At 38.0% G+C, this 14645-nt stretch carries 11 protein-coding genes and 2 tRNA genes; 11 read left to right on the forward strand and 2 right to left on the reverse strand.

Annotation, left to right across the window (positions count from 1 at the left end):
- Positions 1–5: 5 nt before the first annotated feature.
- Positions 6–1364 (reverse strand): DEAD/DEAH box helicase, encoded by a 1359-nt coding sequence (locus CYTFE_RS0121705; protein WP_200871285.1) that lies wholly within the window; start codon positions 1362–1364, stop codon positions 6–8.
- Positions 1365–1605: 241 nt separating this feature from the next.
- On the opposite strand from CYTFE_RS0121705, the gene CYTFE_RS0121715 reads away from it, so the two are divergent.
- The 6 genes from CYTFE_RS0121715 to CYTFE_RS0121740 all read left to right on the forward strand — a co-directional run bounded on the left by CYTFE_RS0121715 (position 1606) and on the right by CYTFE_RS0121740 (position 5660).
- Positions 1606–1678 (forward strand) — tRNA-Met (locus CYTFE_RS0121715).
- 72 nt (positions 1679–1750) lie between these two features.
- Positions 1751–1823, forward strand: a tRNA-Met gene (locus CYTFE_RS0121720).
- Between the two features lie 79 nt (positions 1824–1902).
- Positions 1903–2778: a M23 family metallopeptidase gene (locus CYTFE_RS0121725; RefSeq protein ID WP_027473543.1), complete on the forward strand. Its 876-nt coding sequence runs from the start codon at positions 1903–1905 to the stop codon at positions 2776–2778.
- A 15-nt stretch (positions 2779–2793) separates the two neighbouring features.
- Complete coding sequence (locus CYTFE_RS0121730; protein WP_027473544.1) at positions 2794–3948, forward strand: 1-deoxy-D-xylulose-5-phosphate reductoisomerase; 1155 nt, start codon at positions 2794–2796, stop codon at positions 3946–3948.
- Between the two features lie 140 nt (positions 3949–4088).
- Positions 4089–5408, forward strand: a complete 1320-nt coding sequence (gene rseP / locus CYTFE_RS0121735) for an RIP metalloprotease RseP (RefSeq protein WP_027473545.1) — start codon at positions 4089–4091, stop codon at positions 5406–5408.
- 42 nt (positions 5409–5450) lie between these two features.
- Entirely contained in the window at positions 5451–5660 is a 210-nt protein-coding gene (locus CYTFE_RS0121740) for a Sec-independent protein translocase subunit TatA/TatB (RefSeq protein WP_027473546.1), read from the forward strand.
- 1228 nt (positions 5661–6888) lie between these two features.
- On the opposite strand, the gene CYTFE_RS27640 is transcribed toward CYTFE_RS0121740, so the two are convergent.
- Positions 6889–7698 (reverse strand): toxin-antitoxin system YwqK family antitoxin, encoded by an 810-nt coding sequence (locus CYTFE_RS27640; protein WP_052343360.1) that lies wholly within the window; start codon positions 7696–7698, stop codon positions 6889–6891.
- Positions 7699–8219: 521 nt separating this feature from the next.
- Here CYTFE_RS27640 and cas6 point away from each other — a divergent pair.
- The 5 genes from cas6 (at position 8220) to cas3 (ending at position 14640) form a co-directional block, all read left to right on the forward strand.
- Entirely contained in the window at positions 8220–9023 is an 804-nt protein-coding gene (gene cas6, locus CYTFE_RS0121755; RefSeq protein ID WP_027473548.1) for a CRISPR-associated endoribonuclease Cas6, read from the forward strand.
- A 125-nt stretch (positions 9024–9148) separates the two neighbouring features.
- On the forward strand, positions 9149–9889 hold the full coding sequence (gene cas5p / locus CYTFE_RS0121760; protein ID WP_044212525.1) for a type I-PGING CRISPR-associated protein Cas5p: 741 nt from the start codon (positions 9149–9151) through the stop codon (positions 9887–9889).
- Complete coding sequence (gene cas8c / locus CYTFE_RS0121765; RefSeq protein WP_027473550.1) at positions 9886–11418, forward strand: type I-PGING CRISPR-associated protein Cas8c/Csp2; 1533 nt, start codon at positions 9886–9888, stop codon at positions 11416–11418. Before cas5p ends, cas8c begins: the two co-directional genes overlap by 4 nt.
- A 20-nt stretch (positions 11419–11438) precedes the next feature.
- A complete protein-coding gene (gene cas7p / locus CYTFE_RS0121770) occupies positions 11439–12362 on the forward strand; it encodes a type I-PGING CRISPR-associated protein Cas7/Csp1 (protein ID WP_027473551.1) in 924 nt (307 codons plus the stop codon).
- Positions 12355–14640, forward strand: a complete 2286-nt coding sequence (cas3, locus tag CYTFE_RS0121775) for a CRISPR-associated helicase Cas3' (protein ID WP_027473552.1) — start codon at positions 12355–12357, stop codon at positions 14638–14640. Before cas7p ends, cas3 begins: the two co-directional genes overlap by 8 nt.
- Positions 14641–14645 lie beyond the last annotated feature (5 nt).

A 14645-nucleotide genomic window follows, 5' to 3' on the forward strand; every position in this document is an offset into this window, starting at 1 on the left:
GGAGTTTATCTTGAGATTCTGATTTTTAGTTTCTTGCCTTTTATTTTTTCATTTTGCAGTAGATTGATCAGTTGCTTCACTTTTTTACGTTCAACCGCAATGTAAGCGCTGTGATCCAGTACGTCAATAAGTCCCAGCTCATCTTTTTTGAGTTTTCCTTTTTTTAGGAATAAACCTACGATGTCTATTTTGTTTATTTTGTCTTTCTTGCCATGGTCTAAATAGATTGTTTGCCATTGGGGAGGGGAAGGGGGTGTGTTGTAGTTGTTTAATGCTTCAAATTGTAGCTCTCCTTCTATATATTCAGGCAGTGTTTCTTGTTCTGCGAGTATTAGATAGGCAGTGCCGGATGCTTTCATGCGGGCAGTGCGTCCATTACGGTGGATAAATGCTTCTTTTTCCTTGGGGAGGTGGTAGTGAATTACGTATTTTATGTCCGGTATATCCAGGCCGCGCGATGCTAAATCGGTGGTGAGTAACAGGTGGTGACTGCCGTTTCTGAATTTTATCAGTGCGCGTTCGCGTTCTTCTTGTTTGAGACCTCCGTGAAAAAGGTCGTGTGCTAAGCCCATTTCGTGCAGGTGTTTACTGATGCGGTCGGCTGCTTCTCGATGATTAACGAAAACCACCATGGGTTCGTTGCCCAATATGCAGACTAAGCTAAAAAAAGCCTCCAGTTTATCTTTCCCTTCTGAGCGAACGGCTTTTAGGCTTAGGTTTTCCTGAAGCTGCTCTTGGGGCAGGAAATCGAGGATCTTGTGTTTACGTAAGCGTACAAAGGATGGGATCTCTTGCATATTGGTGGCGGATGTCAGTATGCGCAGATTAAGTTCTTTGAGCTGTCCGATGATGTCCCGCATTTCTTGATGAAAACCTAGTTCCAGTGCTTTGTCAAACTCGTCTAAAACCAAATATTGAATGTGTTGTGTCGAAATATGACCTCTTCGTACATGATCCGCTATTCGACCAGGTGTTCCTACTATGATTTCGGCTGGATGTCTTAGGCTGTTTCTTTCGGTTTGAATCATATGCCCGCCATAACAACATAAAACCTTGTGACCGGTTCCTAGGTTTTTGATGACTTGTTCAATTTGTATGGCTAGTTCTCGGGCGGGGGCGAGAATCAGTAGTTGGGTTTTTTCTGTGCTGCCTTTAATTTTGTCTACCAAGGGGAGTAGGAATGCGAGTGTTTTGCCAGATCCTGTTGGAGACAGTAGTACTAGGTCGGTATTGCTTTCGATCATTTCGATCGATGCTGTTTGCATGGGATTGAGTGCGGTGATACCTAGCTTATTTAAATATTTGCTTCTGTTGTTTTGCATGGTGTAAAGATACAGCAAGGATTGGAATAAAATATGATTCATCTTATTTACTGTTCTGTGTGGAGTGTTTCGGGAGTTTTTTTTGAATGTTTAGCCTTGGTCTTGGTGTTGGTAGTGAAATATTTTTATTGTGTTAAGATGTTGATATTTGGTGTTTTGTTAGGTTTGTGAAGACTGTGAACGTGCAGAAGCTTTTAATTTTATATATTTCATTTGGCTTTCTCAATAAAAGACTCTATATTTGCAACCGCAAAAAAGGAAACTATTTAAGTTAAAAATATATTGCGGGGTGGAGCAGTTGGTAGCTCGTTGGGCTCATAACCCAAAGGTCGTCAGTTCGAGTCTGGCCCCCGCTACTACAAACCGATAGACTTAAAGCTATCGGTTTTTATCTGACAAAACAGTGATGTAAGTCACTCAAAATATATTGCGGGATGGAGCAGTTGGTAGCTCGTTGGGCTCATAACCCAAAGGCCGTCAGTTCGAGTCTGGCTCCCGCTACTAAAAAAGCCGAAGGATTTGTTTCTTTCGGCTTTTTTTTAACTTTGCCTTCATCTAAATTCACCATCACAATAATTCGATGAGTAATACAAAAGTTAAAAAGAGCTTCTTTCACAAGTTACGCAACAAGTATCGTCTGGCTATTTTCAATGAGCAAACCTACGAAGAGGTTTGGCAAATGCGTTTGTCCAGGTTAAATGTTTTTACCGTAGTGGGGTCTTCAGCAATCATATTGGTGCTGTTGATTATTCTTTTAATTGCCTACACCGGTTTGAGAGAGTATATTCCCGGTTATCCGGATGGGGATCAGCGTAGGATGTTGGTACGTAATTATAACAGGGTAGATTCGCTGGTGGCAGAAATAGAAAAGCGTGATAAGTTTTTTGAGTCCATCAAGGCTGTAGTGCAAGGAGAAGTGCCTCCTTCTGAAGAAGAGATGCTGCAAGATAATGGCATCTCAAAACCACAAAAGGTGGACTTTGAAATAAGTAAGGAGGATGAGGCCTTTAGGCAACGTGTAGAGGCAGAAGAGAAATATAATCTTGCGGTGCTTCCTGAGGGGAAAATGATTCCGGAACTAAACCAGATTTATTTTTATTCTCCACTGAAAGGTATTGTGGTCAAGGAGTTTAGAGAGAGCGAAAGTCATTATGGAATTGATATTGTTGCTAAACCAGGTGATACTGTGCTGTCCATCATGGATGGAACGGTTATTTTTTCTGGATGGACTGTAGAGACTGGTTATACCATGATGGTGCAACATAGTAGTGATTTGATTTCAGCATACAAACATAATGCGAAGCTCTTGAAGAAAGCGGGTGATAAAATTGCCGCCGGTGAAGCAATTGCCAATGTGGGTAATTCGGGAGAGCTCACCACTGGACCGCACCTTCATTTTGAATTGTGGTACCAAGGCAATGCAGTTGATCCTACTAAATATATAATTTTTGAATAATATACCCGGTAACATATGAAGAAGAGGATAGCGGTGTTGGGTTCTACCGGATCCATCGGAACGCAAACGCTGGATGTGATATCAAAGCATCCGGATAAATTTGAAGTAGAGGTATTAACGGCCAATAATAGAATTGGTAAACTGGTAGAACAGTGTCGTAAATTTGTACCTAATACAGTAGTCATTGGCAATGAGGCAAAATATAAACAGTTGCAGGATGCACTAGAGGATTTGCCCATTAAGGTATATGCTGGTGCCGATGCCATCGCTCAGGTGGTGGAGATGGGCACGGTTGATGTGGTCTTGACAGCTATGGTTGGTTTCTCTGGATTACAGCCTACCATGAACGCCATTAAGGCAGGCAAATGTATTGCATTGGCCAACAAAGAAACACTGGTGGTGGCCGGAGATATCATAACGGAGATGGCGGCCAGTAATAAGGTGCCTATTCTTCCGGTTGATTCTGAACATTCGGCCATATTCCAATGTTTGGTTGGTGAGTTTCAAAATCCAATCGAGAAAATTTATCTCACGGCCTCTGGTGGACCCTTTAGAGGAAAAGACCGGGCCTTTTTGGAAAACGTTACGCCGGAACAGGCCTTGAATCATCCTAATTGGGAGATGGGAAATAAAATCACCATTGACTCAGCAAGTATGATGAATAAAGGACTAGAGGTGATTGAGGCACGTTGGTTGTTTGGGCTGACGCTGGATCAGATTGATGTGATTGTGCATCCTCAGAGTATTGTACATAGTATTGTTCAGTATACCGACGGCTCAATGAAAGCACAAATGGGATTACCCGATATGCGATTGCCTATTCAGTATGCGCTTACCTACCCGGAAAGATGTAAGGTGGATTTTCCCAGGTTTAATTTCTTGGATTATCCGAACCTGAGTTTTGAAAAAACCGACCTGGAGGCCTTTAGGAATTTAGCCATTGCCTACGAAGCGCTGCGTAAAGGGGGTAATATGCCATGCATTATGAATGCGGCCAACGAAATTGTGGTGGAAGCCTTTCTGGAAAAGAAAATCGCTTTCCTAGATATGCCAGGAATTATTGAAGAAACCATGGTGAAAAGCAGTTTCTTGTCTAAACCTACCATGGATGATTATTTTGAAACGGATGCCGAGGCCAGAAAAATAGCACAGTCCTTTATCGGTTTTTAAAGCTAGGCTGTGTTTCTGAGGGGAGGATATGCTTGCTAACATAAAAAGAGTTGTCGTATGTAGCTATCTTTGGGGTTAATTACTATTATAATAGCAAAAAAGGAATATATTTGTAGCTCAAAAAAACGAATTTTATATAGATGGATATTGTTATAAAAGCAGGGCAGTTATTATTAAGCCTTTCGATATTAGTTATTTTGCATGAGTTTGGACATTTCTTTTTTGCCAAGCTTTTTAAAACCAGGGTAGAGAAATTTTATCTGTTCTTTGATCCTTGGTTTTCTTTGTTTAAAGTAAAAAAAGGTGATACGGAATATGGTATTGGCTGGCTTCCGTTGGGTGGATATGTGAAAATATCCGGAATGATTGATGAATCAATGGACAAGGAAGCGCTGAAAGAGGAGCCTAAACCTTATGAGTTCCGTTCAAAACCGGCATACCAACGATTGCTGATCATGATTGGTGGGGTGTTGGTAAATTTTTTGTTGGCATTTTTTATCTTTTGGATGGTTCTTTTTACTTGGGGAGAATCATATATTCATGTAGATGATGCTAAATATGGGCTTACTTATCACTCAATGGCGCATGATATTGGACTGGAAGAGGGTGATGTGGTTACTGCCGTTGATACTTTTCAGGTGAAATCATCATCTGATATCGTGTCTTTTATTTTATTGGAAGATGCAACTCAGCTTACTGTAAAAAGAGCTGACTCTACATTTGTTTTAGCTATACCCGAGAATTTTGGAAAAAATCTGCTTGACCAGGAGGTGAAAAGCCTGGCGGCTATTCGTATGCCTTTTGTGGTAGATTCTGTGTTGAAAGGTGGAAATGCTTATGAAGCCGGAATGAAGTCGGGCGACAGAGTGGTGGCTATAAATGGTGTGGATGCCGAATACTATCGTCAAGCAACAAAGTTGCTGGGTGATAACAAAGAGAAAAGGGTGACATTGGGCCTGATCAGAAATGGTAAAAGGGATAGTGTGAGATGTTTGGTGTCTAAAAAAGGAACCATCGGGGTATATGCCGAAGCTCCTTCGAGCTTCTTTGATGTAACTTATTTGAAATATGGTTTCTGGGAGGCCTTGCCTGCTGGTATCGCTAAGGGTATTAATACCTTGGTGGGGTATGTGAAACAATTGAAATTAGTATTCTCTAAAGAAGGCGTGAAGCAAATAGGTGGGTTTGGTGCTATCGGTGGCTTGTTCCCTGCTACATGGAACTGGCAAGCATTCTGGGAATTGACAGGTTTTCTGTCGGTTATTCTGGCCTTTATGAATATCTTACCTATACCTGCATTGGACGGTGGACATGTGTTGTTCTTGTTGTATGAAATGGTATCGGGCCGTAAGCCTAGCGATAAGTTCTTGGAATATGCTACCATAGCAGGTATGGTTATATTGTTTAGTCTGCTCATCTTTGCGAATGGAAATGATATATTTAGAGCATTTTTTAAATAAATATCCTGATTAATTGTTATTTTTGAAAAAAAAGAAATCGTTATGGAATTAAATGCAATATATATAGGTGGCTTCATGGGAGGTTACGAATGGATTTTAATTATTATTGCTATTGTGCTTTTATTTGGTGGTCGTAAAATACCAGAGCTGATGAAAGGACTGGGACAGGGGATGAAGGAATTTAAAAATGCCCGTAACGAAAGTCAAAATGATAAAGCTGAAAGAGATATAAATTCTGACGATAAAAAGTAAAAAAATACTATTTTATTGTTTATCAACGAAAAGATAATGCCGCTCCTGTTATTGGGGCGGCTTTTTTGTTGGTGTGCGTCGGCCGGAATTACTACTGGCTCTATTTTTCCAGAAGCGATATTTAGTTGGGGAGTTGTTATAGTTGTTAAGTCGTTGGAGTTGTTGAGTTGTTCAGTTGTGTTTCTCATTTAATGAGTAATTCTCATTTGAATATCCAACTACCAGTAAAAGACTGCAGGGTAGGCCAGAACAATAGCCCCGGGGCCGGCGGTGGAGAGAAGCTTTCCTGGGCGCACTTGAGGAGGATGTGCGCCAGACGGAATTCATACCCAAAAGATGCATTAGATAATCTATTGCGAATTAAAATTACTGCCAATCAAGTCGCGAGCTAACTTGTTTCAATTCACCATAGCTGGTGCTATGCCTCATCTCAACAAGTTCTTGATTGTTTGCACTTTTAATTCTCATGACGAAGTCCTAATACATCATTTGGGTTGGCTGATGCAGGGTAAGGTAGTGATCTATTGTTCTAGACTTTTTTGGTCCTTTTTGTGGCAATGATAAACTAGCGAAGTTTGTTCATGAGGGCCTTTTAAAATATACCTCCCCGAGTAAAAAGATCATATGAAGACAGTTCAATCTCGAAAATATCTTCAATTAAAACATAGAGGGTGACAACGTATTCATAACCATATTCAATAATTTTCAATCAATGAGTAATCCCCATTTAAATACACAACAATCAGTAAAAGACCGCAGGGTAGGCCAGAACAATAGCCCCGGGGCCGGCGTTGGCGAGAGGGCTTCAAGGGCGCACTTGAGGTGGTCGTGCGTCGGACGGAATTGGAGCTCGCTGTAGGGGAGGTAGTGATCTATTGTTCTAGACTTTTTTGGTTCTTTTTGTGGCAATGACAAAAAGAACATATGAGGACAATTCAATCTCGAAATATCTTCAATTAAAACATGGAGGGTGACAACGTATCTATAACCATATTCAATAACTCTCAATGAATGAATAATCCCTATTTAAACACACAACAATCAGTAAAAGACCGCAGAGTTGGCCAGGACAATAGCCCCGGGGCCGGCGTTGGCGAGAGGGCTTCAAGGGCGCACTTGAGGTGGTCGTGCGGTTGGCTTAGCGCGAAAGAAGTGTGTGCCGGACGGAATTATTACCCAAAAGATGCATTAGAAAATCTATTACGTCTTAAAATGGCTTCAAAAGAAGTCATTGATCCCTCATTCGTTCTAGGTCTTTTGCTTCCACAACCTCGCCGTTCTTATAATGGGTAATAGATGTTAAGTGACCTTCTTTATCATAGTGGTGTTTTTCTCCATTATATAATTTACCCTTTACAAAAAAGCCTTTCTTATCAATCTGTCCATCCATATTTATGATGGTGTGAAAGCCAGTTTCTGTAAACTTAGCCGTGCTATGGCGAGGTTTATGTGTGGTAGGCCTCTCTATCTGTGACAAGGTGCCATTATTGTAAAATTTTTCCTGTATCAATTGGCCATTCTCATCATATACTTTCAGGGCGCCTTCTGTATTTCCATTTTCCCATTGGCCTTGGTACATGACTTGTCCATTGGCATGGAAGTAACGCTGCTCTCCTTGTCGCTTACCATTGTCGTTGTAAAACCAATCGTAGGATATGGTACCCGATTCGTAATAGTATTGATAGCTTCCTTCCCAATGATCCTTCTGCCAGTTTCCTGATTCACGTAGCTTACCGTTTTCATAATAAAAGTGAGCCGGCCCTTGTGCTTCGCCATTGACAAAGGTAATCTCGTGCTTCAACTTGCGGTTTTCGTAATAGGCTTTCCAAATGCCATGTTTCTTATTGTTGACATAGTTGCCTTCTTCCACAACACGGTCATCCTTTTTAATTTCCCAATAGCCTTGTTTCATGCCGGCTTCATCTATCTTGTTTAGATACTCTTTGTTACTCTGCCCCAGTATATTTATTGATGCACAGTTTCCTATGATGATGGATGATATCAAAAAGCAGCTAAAAAATCTTAATAAATGAGACATAGTATTGTTGTAAATGGTTCTGTCACTAGGTGTATTTGCTTACATGTTGTTGTTGCTTATACTTGTTTTTATTTTATAAGGTTAGGGTATTCTGATTTATTTTGCTCATGTGAACCGGTGACCTAAATTATTAGGTCGTCTATCCTTGTTTTTCTGTATAAAGTTCATAGCACACAAAACTTCACCTCTTTCTTTTTTTGTTATTGTTTTGTATATTTAAATGGTTTTTAACCTAACCTAATACTTATGCAAGAATACAATGTACCCCAAAATCTGCTGAAGCAAAATTGTATAAATAAGCTTTATGTTCTTTATGATTTTGATAGGGTTGACAATAGGATCGTAAATCCAACATGTTTGATAAACATTCATCAGTTCCTATTAGCCATTAAATATAAGTTTAAAGAATTCTTAGTGATTTGCCAACAGCAAGTCGCAAAAATAACTTGTGCTAGAAGTTTTGGATTTTATCAGCAATTATAAAATAAGAGAATCGTACTATTATTTAAAATCGTATCGTAATGAGATTTGAATTAACACTTAACCGCACCACAAAGCAACGAATGTTACCCATGGATTATCAATATTATATCAGTGCCTGGATATATAAAGTCCTGAAACAAGCGGATGCTGACTTTGCTAATTTTTTACATAACAAAGGCTATGGAAAAGGTGATAGCGATACAAAACTCTACAAACTATTCTGTTTTTCGAGGTTGAATTTTGGAAAACCCAAAATGTGGAAGGAGAAAAAATTATTTGAAATATCAACGCACGAAATAAAATTGCAGATTTCATTCGATGTAAATGAAGTGGCCTGCAACTTTATAAAAGGATTATTTATGGCACAGGAATTTTACTTAGGCGATAAATTCAATGGAATTGATTTTACAGTTGCCAATGTAGCTGCACTGTCCGAACCTGAATTTACCGAAACAATGCGCTACCGCTTGCAAACGCCTTGGGTAGTCAGCTATCAAAAAGAAAATGATAAATACCCCAGCTATTTATCGCCGAAAGATGAGTTATTCGAGGGACTGTCTATGAAGCATTTAATTGAGAAATATAACAATACACACCACGATTTATTTATAGAGCCAGACCAAATTAAGGTTAAAAGATTAAATGATTTCAAACGCTCAGGTTTTGTGATAAAACCAGACACACCCCAGCAATCTCGTATTGTGGGTAATTTATTTGACTTTGAACTGTATGCACCTGTAGATGTGCATAAAATGATTTGGAATGCTGGGGTTAGTGAAAAAAGTAGCAGTGGTTTTGGATGGGTGGAAGTAAGTACCGATTATATGACTTCATCAAAATGATATAGCCATATATTTTGCAACATCTATTTTTACGGGGTAGGTAATAGAGATATGTTTAAGTAAACAGGTTTTAGATGTTAATGTTAAAGCAGAAGCGGAGATTGATAAATAATAAACATAAAGTTATGAAAAAAGAAATTGACATTTCAATTTTAAAAGAACCTCCGAAGATTACTGAAAAAGTAATTTTAGAGATTGAACCATTGGCTCCGTTGTCGATGGTGAGTGATTTACCCGGCTCTTTTTACAAATCGTTAAAAAGCCCGAATAAAAAAATGATATGTGGCCTTTTCGAAAATATTCTGGGGTGGCACATTGATATTGCCGACAGAAAAGCTATTCGAAAAGAATTAATCAGTATTCGACAAAAAGGGTTAAGAGACAGAGATGAAAAGCGAGCTATAAAGACTCGTATAGAAAATTTTCAATCTGGCTCAACATACATTCCTTTATTGTATGAGTACTTTGAAGTTGGCTTATCTGTTTTACCAGAAATTGTAAGTTATAATGATCTATGGAGTAAGGCGTACCGTAGGTCAGATGCAGATGTTCACCCAAGAGGAACAATGAATATTAGTTATGAATTGATTCCTGAAAAAAGGAAAAGACCACGTGATGAAAAGAATCCAAAAAGAATAGCGACGTCGGAATTATTTGACATTTTTAAAAACAATACTGGTGCATTTCCGCAATATTATTCTACGCCGGTAAATAGAGAATATATTTCATGTTCAGGAGTGATACACGTAGGACTTGATATTGATATGAATTTATTAAGCCGGCTAAAAAAAGCATTAATTGAAAACAATGCTTGTTACTTAGGAAATTCAGAAGGGTGGATTAATTTAAAATTTAATGAGTTATGAAGAATTTACATCCATTTAGTAGGTATGGTTTAGCATTAATTATGGAAACATATTGTATTTCTGACGGTAACGCTATCAGTAAAAAACACATCTCTGAAACGATAGAACTATCCAGATCTAAATTCCGATTAAAACCGGCGAAAACCATTGAAGGAAATAATTCAGTTTTGTACGATTTCTGTGCCGATGAAAAAGGAAACCCTAAAAAAGGAGTTTTTCTTTCTCCAAACGTTATCTCTTCAGATAAACTAGCAAAAAATATTTTTAAAGCTTCGTCTGAATTATTAAATGAACTAAACAAAGATAAAGCTCCAATAAAGAAAGAAGCAAAAATGGCAACTACACCTATCGCAGGAGAATATCTGTCATTTTCAACAAATGGAGGAATTGGAAGAGGAAAACCTAAAATTGATATAGAAGAACTAGGCTATAATATATTAACAACATTAACCCATTGCAAGCCCTGTTTGCAATATAGGATTGATAAAAAAGGGATGCCTGAGTTGTATAACTGTTGCATTATTCCTGATTTGTCTTTAAAAGATACAATTCAGTTTATCAAACTTTTTAAGAAACTACAGATTTCACAAGCAAGTGCAAATCTTATGATTGGTAATGTATTAAAAAATGAATCAGGGAAGGGAGAAAAGCTTAAAGTCACGTATGAAGCCAAACGCCCATTAATATTTAAAGGCAATTTCCCAAATCCCCCACGAAGCAGTGCTCTCGGGAGTATCGCATTGCTGGGAGCGATAGGTGAATTTGCTAAACAAGCTGAAGTCTCGGATTTAGCACAAAGCGTATTAGATAGTTTAAAGGGAGCTACTATTTACATGATTAAATATGGAGATGCACAAACCTTTACCTACAACCATCATGTAATTGATTTAGCAAAAGGAGGAAATCTCAGAAAAATGGTTGATGCTGTTTACTATTCAAAACTGTACAATCAAGGTAGACGAACGGCAACCAATACTGAATATCAAAAATTCGACCTATTCAGTAGTCGTTTTTTGCAATTGTTTAATGCACCAGCCTTTCAAGATTTTCTGGCCTTTAGGGCAGAATACTCACACGAATTAGAATTATTATTTAAAACATATTTCATCAAGATGGAAAATATTAAACCGGAAATTGTCACTTCTGTCAGATTTTTGGGCAAGTGGCTAAACAATGTTGCATATCATGCAGCAAAGAGAGAAATCAAAGAAGGTTCTCCGAATTATCATGAGAAGATTCGAGAACAGAAAGCAAAAGTGCTTATCGAATTAGAAAGTGCTGCGTTCGCCGCCAAATCAGGTGATGCACTAGTAGCGCAAGTTGTAACTAGAGCAGGCAGATTATCTGGTATGGATGCTCCTAGCGAATCTGATGTTTTTATGGAAGCAACTATGAATGGAGAGTTAAAATTATCGCAAGCACAAAACCTAATTATTGCCTTTTCAAGACTAAAAAGCAACAAGGCTTCAGAAAATGAAAGTGTAGCGCAAAATGAGAATGAGGGAAAAGAAGAATTAGACATAGTATAAACTTTAAAAAAATAAGCAAAATGATAATCAAAGGAATTTTAGTGTCAGTTTTAGCACCATTTGAAAACCATATAGCAAATGGAGGAGAAAAATTATTAGGTAATGCATCATCTATCAAACGTCGTCCTGATGGGAAAGTATATGTTTCGGGGCAAATGCAACGTCATGTATTATTTTCTGCAATTAAGCGATTAAATGAGGCTGACGAAAATAAGGGAACGACTTTCGTATCCAATGGTGATGGAATTACCAACCAAATCGAAAATGATTTGCGTGCCGATATGGGAGGTTTTATGCACCCATCAAAAGGCGATTATTCAGGAAGGAGAACTGCACCTTTATCAGTTACCCCTGCTGTTGCAATGGATAAAAGTGAGGTGGGTCGTGATTTATTGGTGCGAGTTAAAATGGATCAATCTGATGATTCAAAAGACCAGGCATTGGCAACAAAAGAATTCAGCGAGTACGATTTAATGCATATGAATTTCTTTTTAGATGTTAGTGGTTTAAGCATCTCAAAAGCTTTTACTTACGAGAACAGTTTTAACATAGCGACAAACTATTTCAAACACGCCAACGATGATGAACGAATGCGCAGGGTAAAACTATATCTTCAAGGAACCAGATATATGAACGACTATGCAAGTCAAGCGCGAAATGCAGTTAGTGGGGAGCCTCAAAAAGTATTAATTGTTTTTGATCCTTTATTAGGAAGGAAAGCGAGTCGATATTTTACAGCATCAGAACTGGAACAAAAAAATATACTTGCTGAATTGGACGCAAAAAATGCTATGTATTTTTTAGGTGACGACCAGTCGGAGTATAGTGTACACCAAGCATATTCTGAAGCTTTGGAGTTTTTGAATCAAGAGAACAACATCTTGTTTGATCCGTCAGGTAATGCTAAAGTTCAAACATTTTCCAAGGCTTTTGGTAATGAATAACAAAGGACAAAAAATACTAGCAAAGCCATCAGGCATTTCGTTAGAAGAACATACTTCGAATGTAATGTCTGAGGCTCACGCTATACTTAAAACAAAGCCATTTGTAGTTCAAAAGTATCTTGATTTCGCAGGTGCTTCTCTTGAGAAACGGTTGGAAATAGCAGTACGTTTTCATGATGAAGGGAAGAAGCACCCTAAATGGCAGGATGCCTGCCAAAAAGATTATTTTGATTTTAAACAATGGCAAAAGTATAATGATGGTACTTTTCAAGATTATGAAAAGGCCGTTAATAAAAATGCCGGAGCTAATATTCGAAAAGCAGGAGTACGGCATGAATGGAACTCGGTTAAACGACTCGAAGACCAATTCAAAATAAAAAAAGAACAAGAGGAGGTTCTCTCAATTATTGAAGCAGCTATTGTTTCTCATCATTCCAAATTAAGCCATCAATTTCAAGAACGATGGCAAAGAGAAGGAATGGATGTTTTTTGGAAGAAATTTGATAGGCTGAGTAATAATGTTAGCGAAAAGGAGGACTTTGTTTATCTTCTTAAAAAGTATTACAATTATTCCGCTCTACGGGTACTTTTGCAAGTTGCAGACAGACGTGCAAGTGCAATTGAAGGAAGCAATATTCCTTGTCCATTTAGTGAGTTTTCGTATGAATTTCCGTGGGAGGAAAAACGGGGAGTACAATCATTAGTCGAAAAACATTGGCAAGATGATTTCCTTTTGGTTCGAGCTCCTACGGGTGCAGGAAAAACCGATGCTTCATTATTGTGGGCATCACTACAAATCAAAAACAATAGAGCAGATCGTCTGGTTATTGCAATGCCAACTCGTTTTACTTCAAATGCACTGGCCATTAATGTAACCGAAACTTTATCTGAAACTGGTCTTTACCATTCAAGTGCTTGGTTTAATCGTTATGACAAAAAGGTAAGAGAGAACTCGATTGAAAAACTGGAAGCTATTAAACAACATCAGTTTGCTCGTCACTTGAATACCTCAACTACTGTTTGTACAATCGATCATTTACTTACAGCACTAACATTTAGTAGAGAGGATCATCATCATATTGCATTTAATTTGGCCAATTCCTGTTTGGTCATTGACGAAGCGGATTTTTACGATGATTTTACACAAGCCAACATCCTTGTATTATTAGAAGTGTTGAAGGAATGGAAAGTGCCTGTATTGTTAATGAGTGCATCCTTGCCAGAATCGGTATTGTACGACTATAAAAAAAATGGATTAAATGTTACAGACATCAAGGAGGATACTTCTGACTCTTCAAGAGTGCGGTTTGCAATTGAATCAATAGAAGATTACGAAACTCCTGATGATATTGGTTATTTGCTTGATAAATGTATAGAAAAAGGCACAGCGATTATTTATGCGAATACTGTTGATAAAGCAATGGAATTTTACAATTATTTCGAAAAAAGAAATGTTATTCCAATTGTATATCATAGCCGTTTTACGGAACCCGACAAACAAAAAAAAGAAGAGCTTTTAATTGAGTGTTTGGGAAAAGAAGCATGGCAAAACGGAAGAGCGAAGGGGATTGCAATTATGACACAAATTGGAGAAATGAGTATCAATATTAGTGCAGGCCTCATGATCTCAGATTTATGTCCGATAGATCGACTAGCTCAAAGAGCAGGAAGGCTTTGTCGTTTTGATAAAAATAAAATTGGGAGTCTGCACGTGATAGTTCCTCAGAAGAATGGTTTTCTTTATCCTGCTCCCTATGGGGAATTTGACAGGCGAGAAAAAAGATGGATTCCTTTTGATGCATTATCTGCAACCCTAAAAATGATTGAGCTAAAAGATTATAGTCCAGATGAATTGGTGGAACTGCTTAATGAAGTGTACAAAAATGAGCAAGCGTTTTCATCTAAAGCTATAGCAAATGCCAAGCTTTTAAAAGAACACATTTTCGCCAATTGGTTAATCAATCCAATGCAAAAAATCGAAGAAGATGATAACACTACTAACTTTTGGAAAAGTAGAAACATTACTTCTCAAAGTAGTATTTGTGTTTGTAAACCAGAAAATTCATACTTTAAAAGCTATTCAGATTTTCAATCGTGGAAACTGATAAATGCAATTGAAGTTCCAATGTACCTTATTGAAAAATATAGAAAAGCAAAAATTTTAGATCTTAAGCCTATTCAGATATACGATGAAAAGAGTAGTATTTGGGTAATCAGAGAGGGATTTTATGATTTTGAAAAAGGTGTATTTTTCCCTGATGATGATCACTTTCTATAGCTTAC

The organism is Saccharicrinis fermentans DSM 9555 = JCM 21142 (assembly GCF_000517085.1).
In the GTDB taxonomy this organism is placed as follows: Bacteria; Bacteroidota; Bacteroidia; order Bacteroidales; family Marinilabiliaceae; genus Saccharicrinis; species Saccharicrinis fermentans.

Coding starts and splice junctions, on each gene's coding strand:
- CYTFE_RS0121705 (WP_200871285.1), bottom strand. CDS start 1,364: ATGAATCATATTTTATTCCAATCCTTGCTGTATCTTTACACCATGCAA.
- cas5p (WP_044212525.1), top strand. CDS start 9,149: ATGAAAAAAGAAATTGACATTTCAATTTTAAAAGAACCTCCGAAGATT.
- CYTFE_RS0121725 (WP_027473543.1), top strand. CDS start 1,903: ATGAGTAATACAAAAGTTAAAAAGAGCTTCTTTCACAAGTTACGCAAC.
- cas6 (WP_027473548.1), top strand. CDS start 8,220: ATGAGATTTGAATTAACACTTAACCGCACCACAAAGCAACGAATGTTA.
- cas8c (WP_027473550.1), top strand. CDS start 9,886: ATGAAGAATTTACATCCATTTAGTAGGTATGGTTTAGCATTAATTATG.
- CYTFE_RS0121730 (WP_027473544.1), top strand. CDS start 2,794: ATGAAGAAGAGGATAGCGGTGTTGGGTTCTACCGGATCCATCGGAACG.
- CYTFE_RS27640 (WP_052343360.1), bottom strand. CDS start 7,698: ATGTCTCATTTATTAAGATTTTTTAGCTGCTTTTTGATATCATCCATC.
- CYTFE_RS0121740 (WP_027473546.1), top strand. CDS start 5,451: ATGGAATTAAATGCAATATATATAGGTGGCTTCATGGGAGGTTACGAA.
- cas3 (WP_027473552.1), top strand. CDS start 12,355: ATGAATAACAAAGGACAAAAAATACTAGCAAAGCCATCAGGCATTTCG.
- rseP (WP_027473545.1), top strand. CDS start 4,089: ATGGATATTGTTATAAAAGCAGGGCAGTTATTATTAAGCCTTTCGATA.
- cas7p (WP_027473551.1), top strand. CDS start 11,439: ATGATAATCAAAGGAATTTTAGTGTCAGTTTTAGCACCATTTGAAAAC.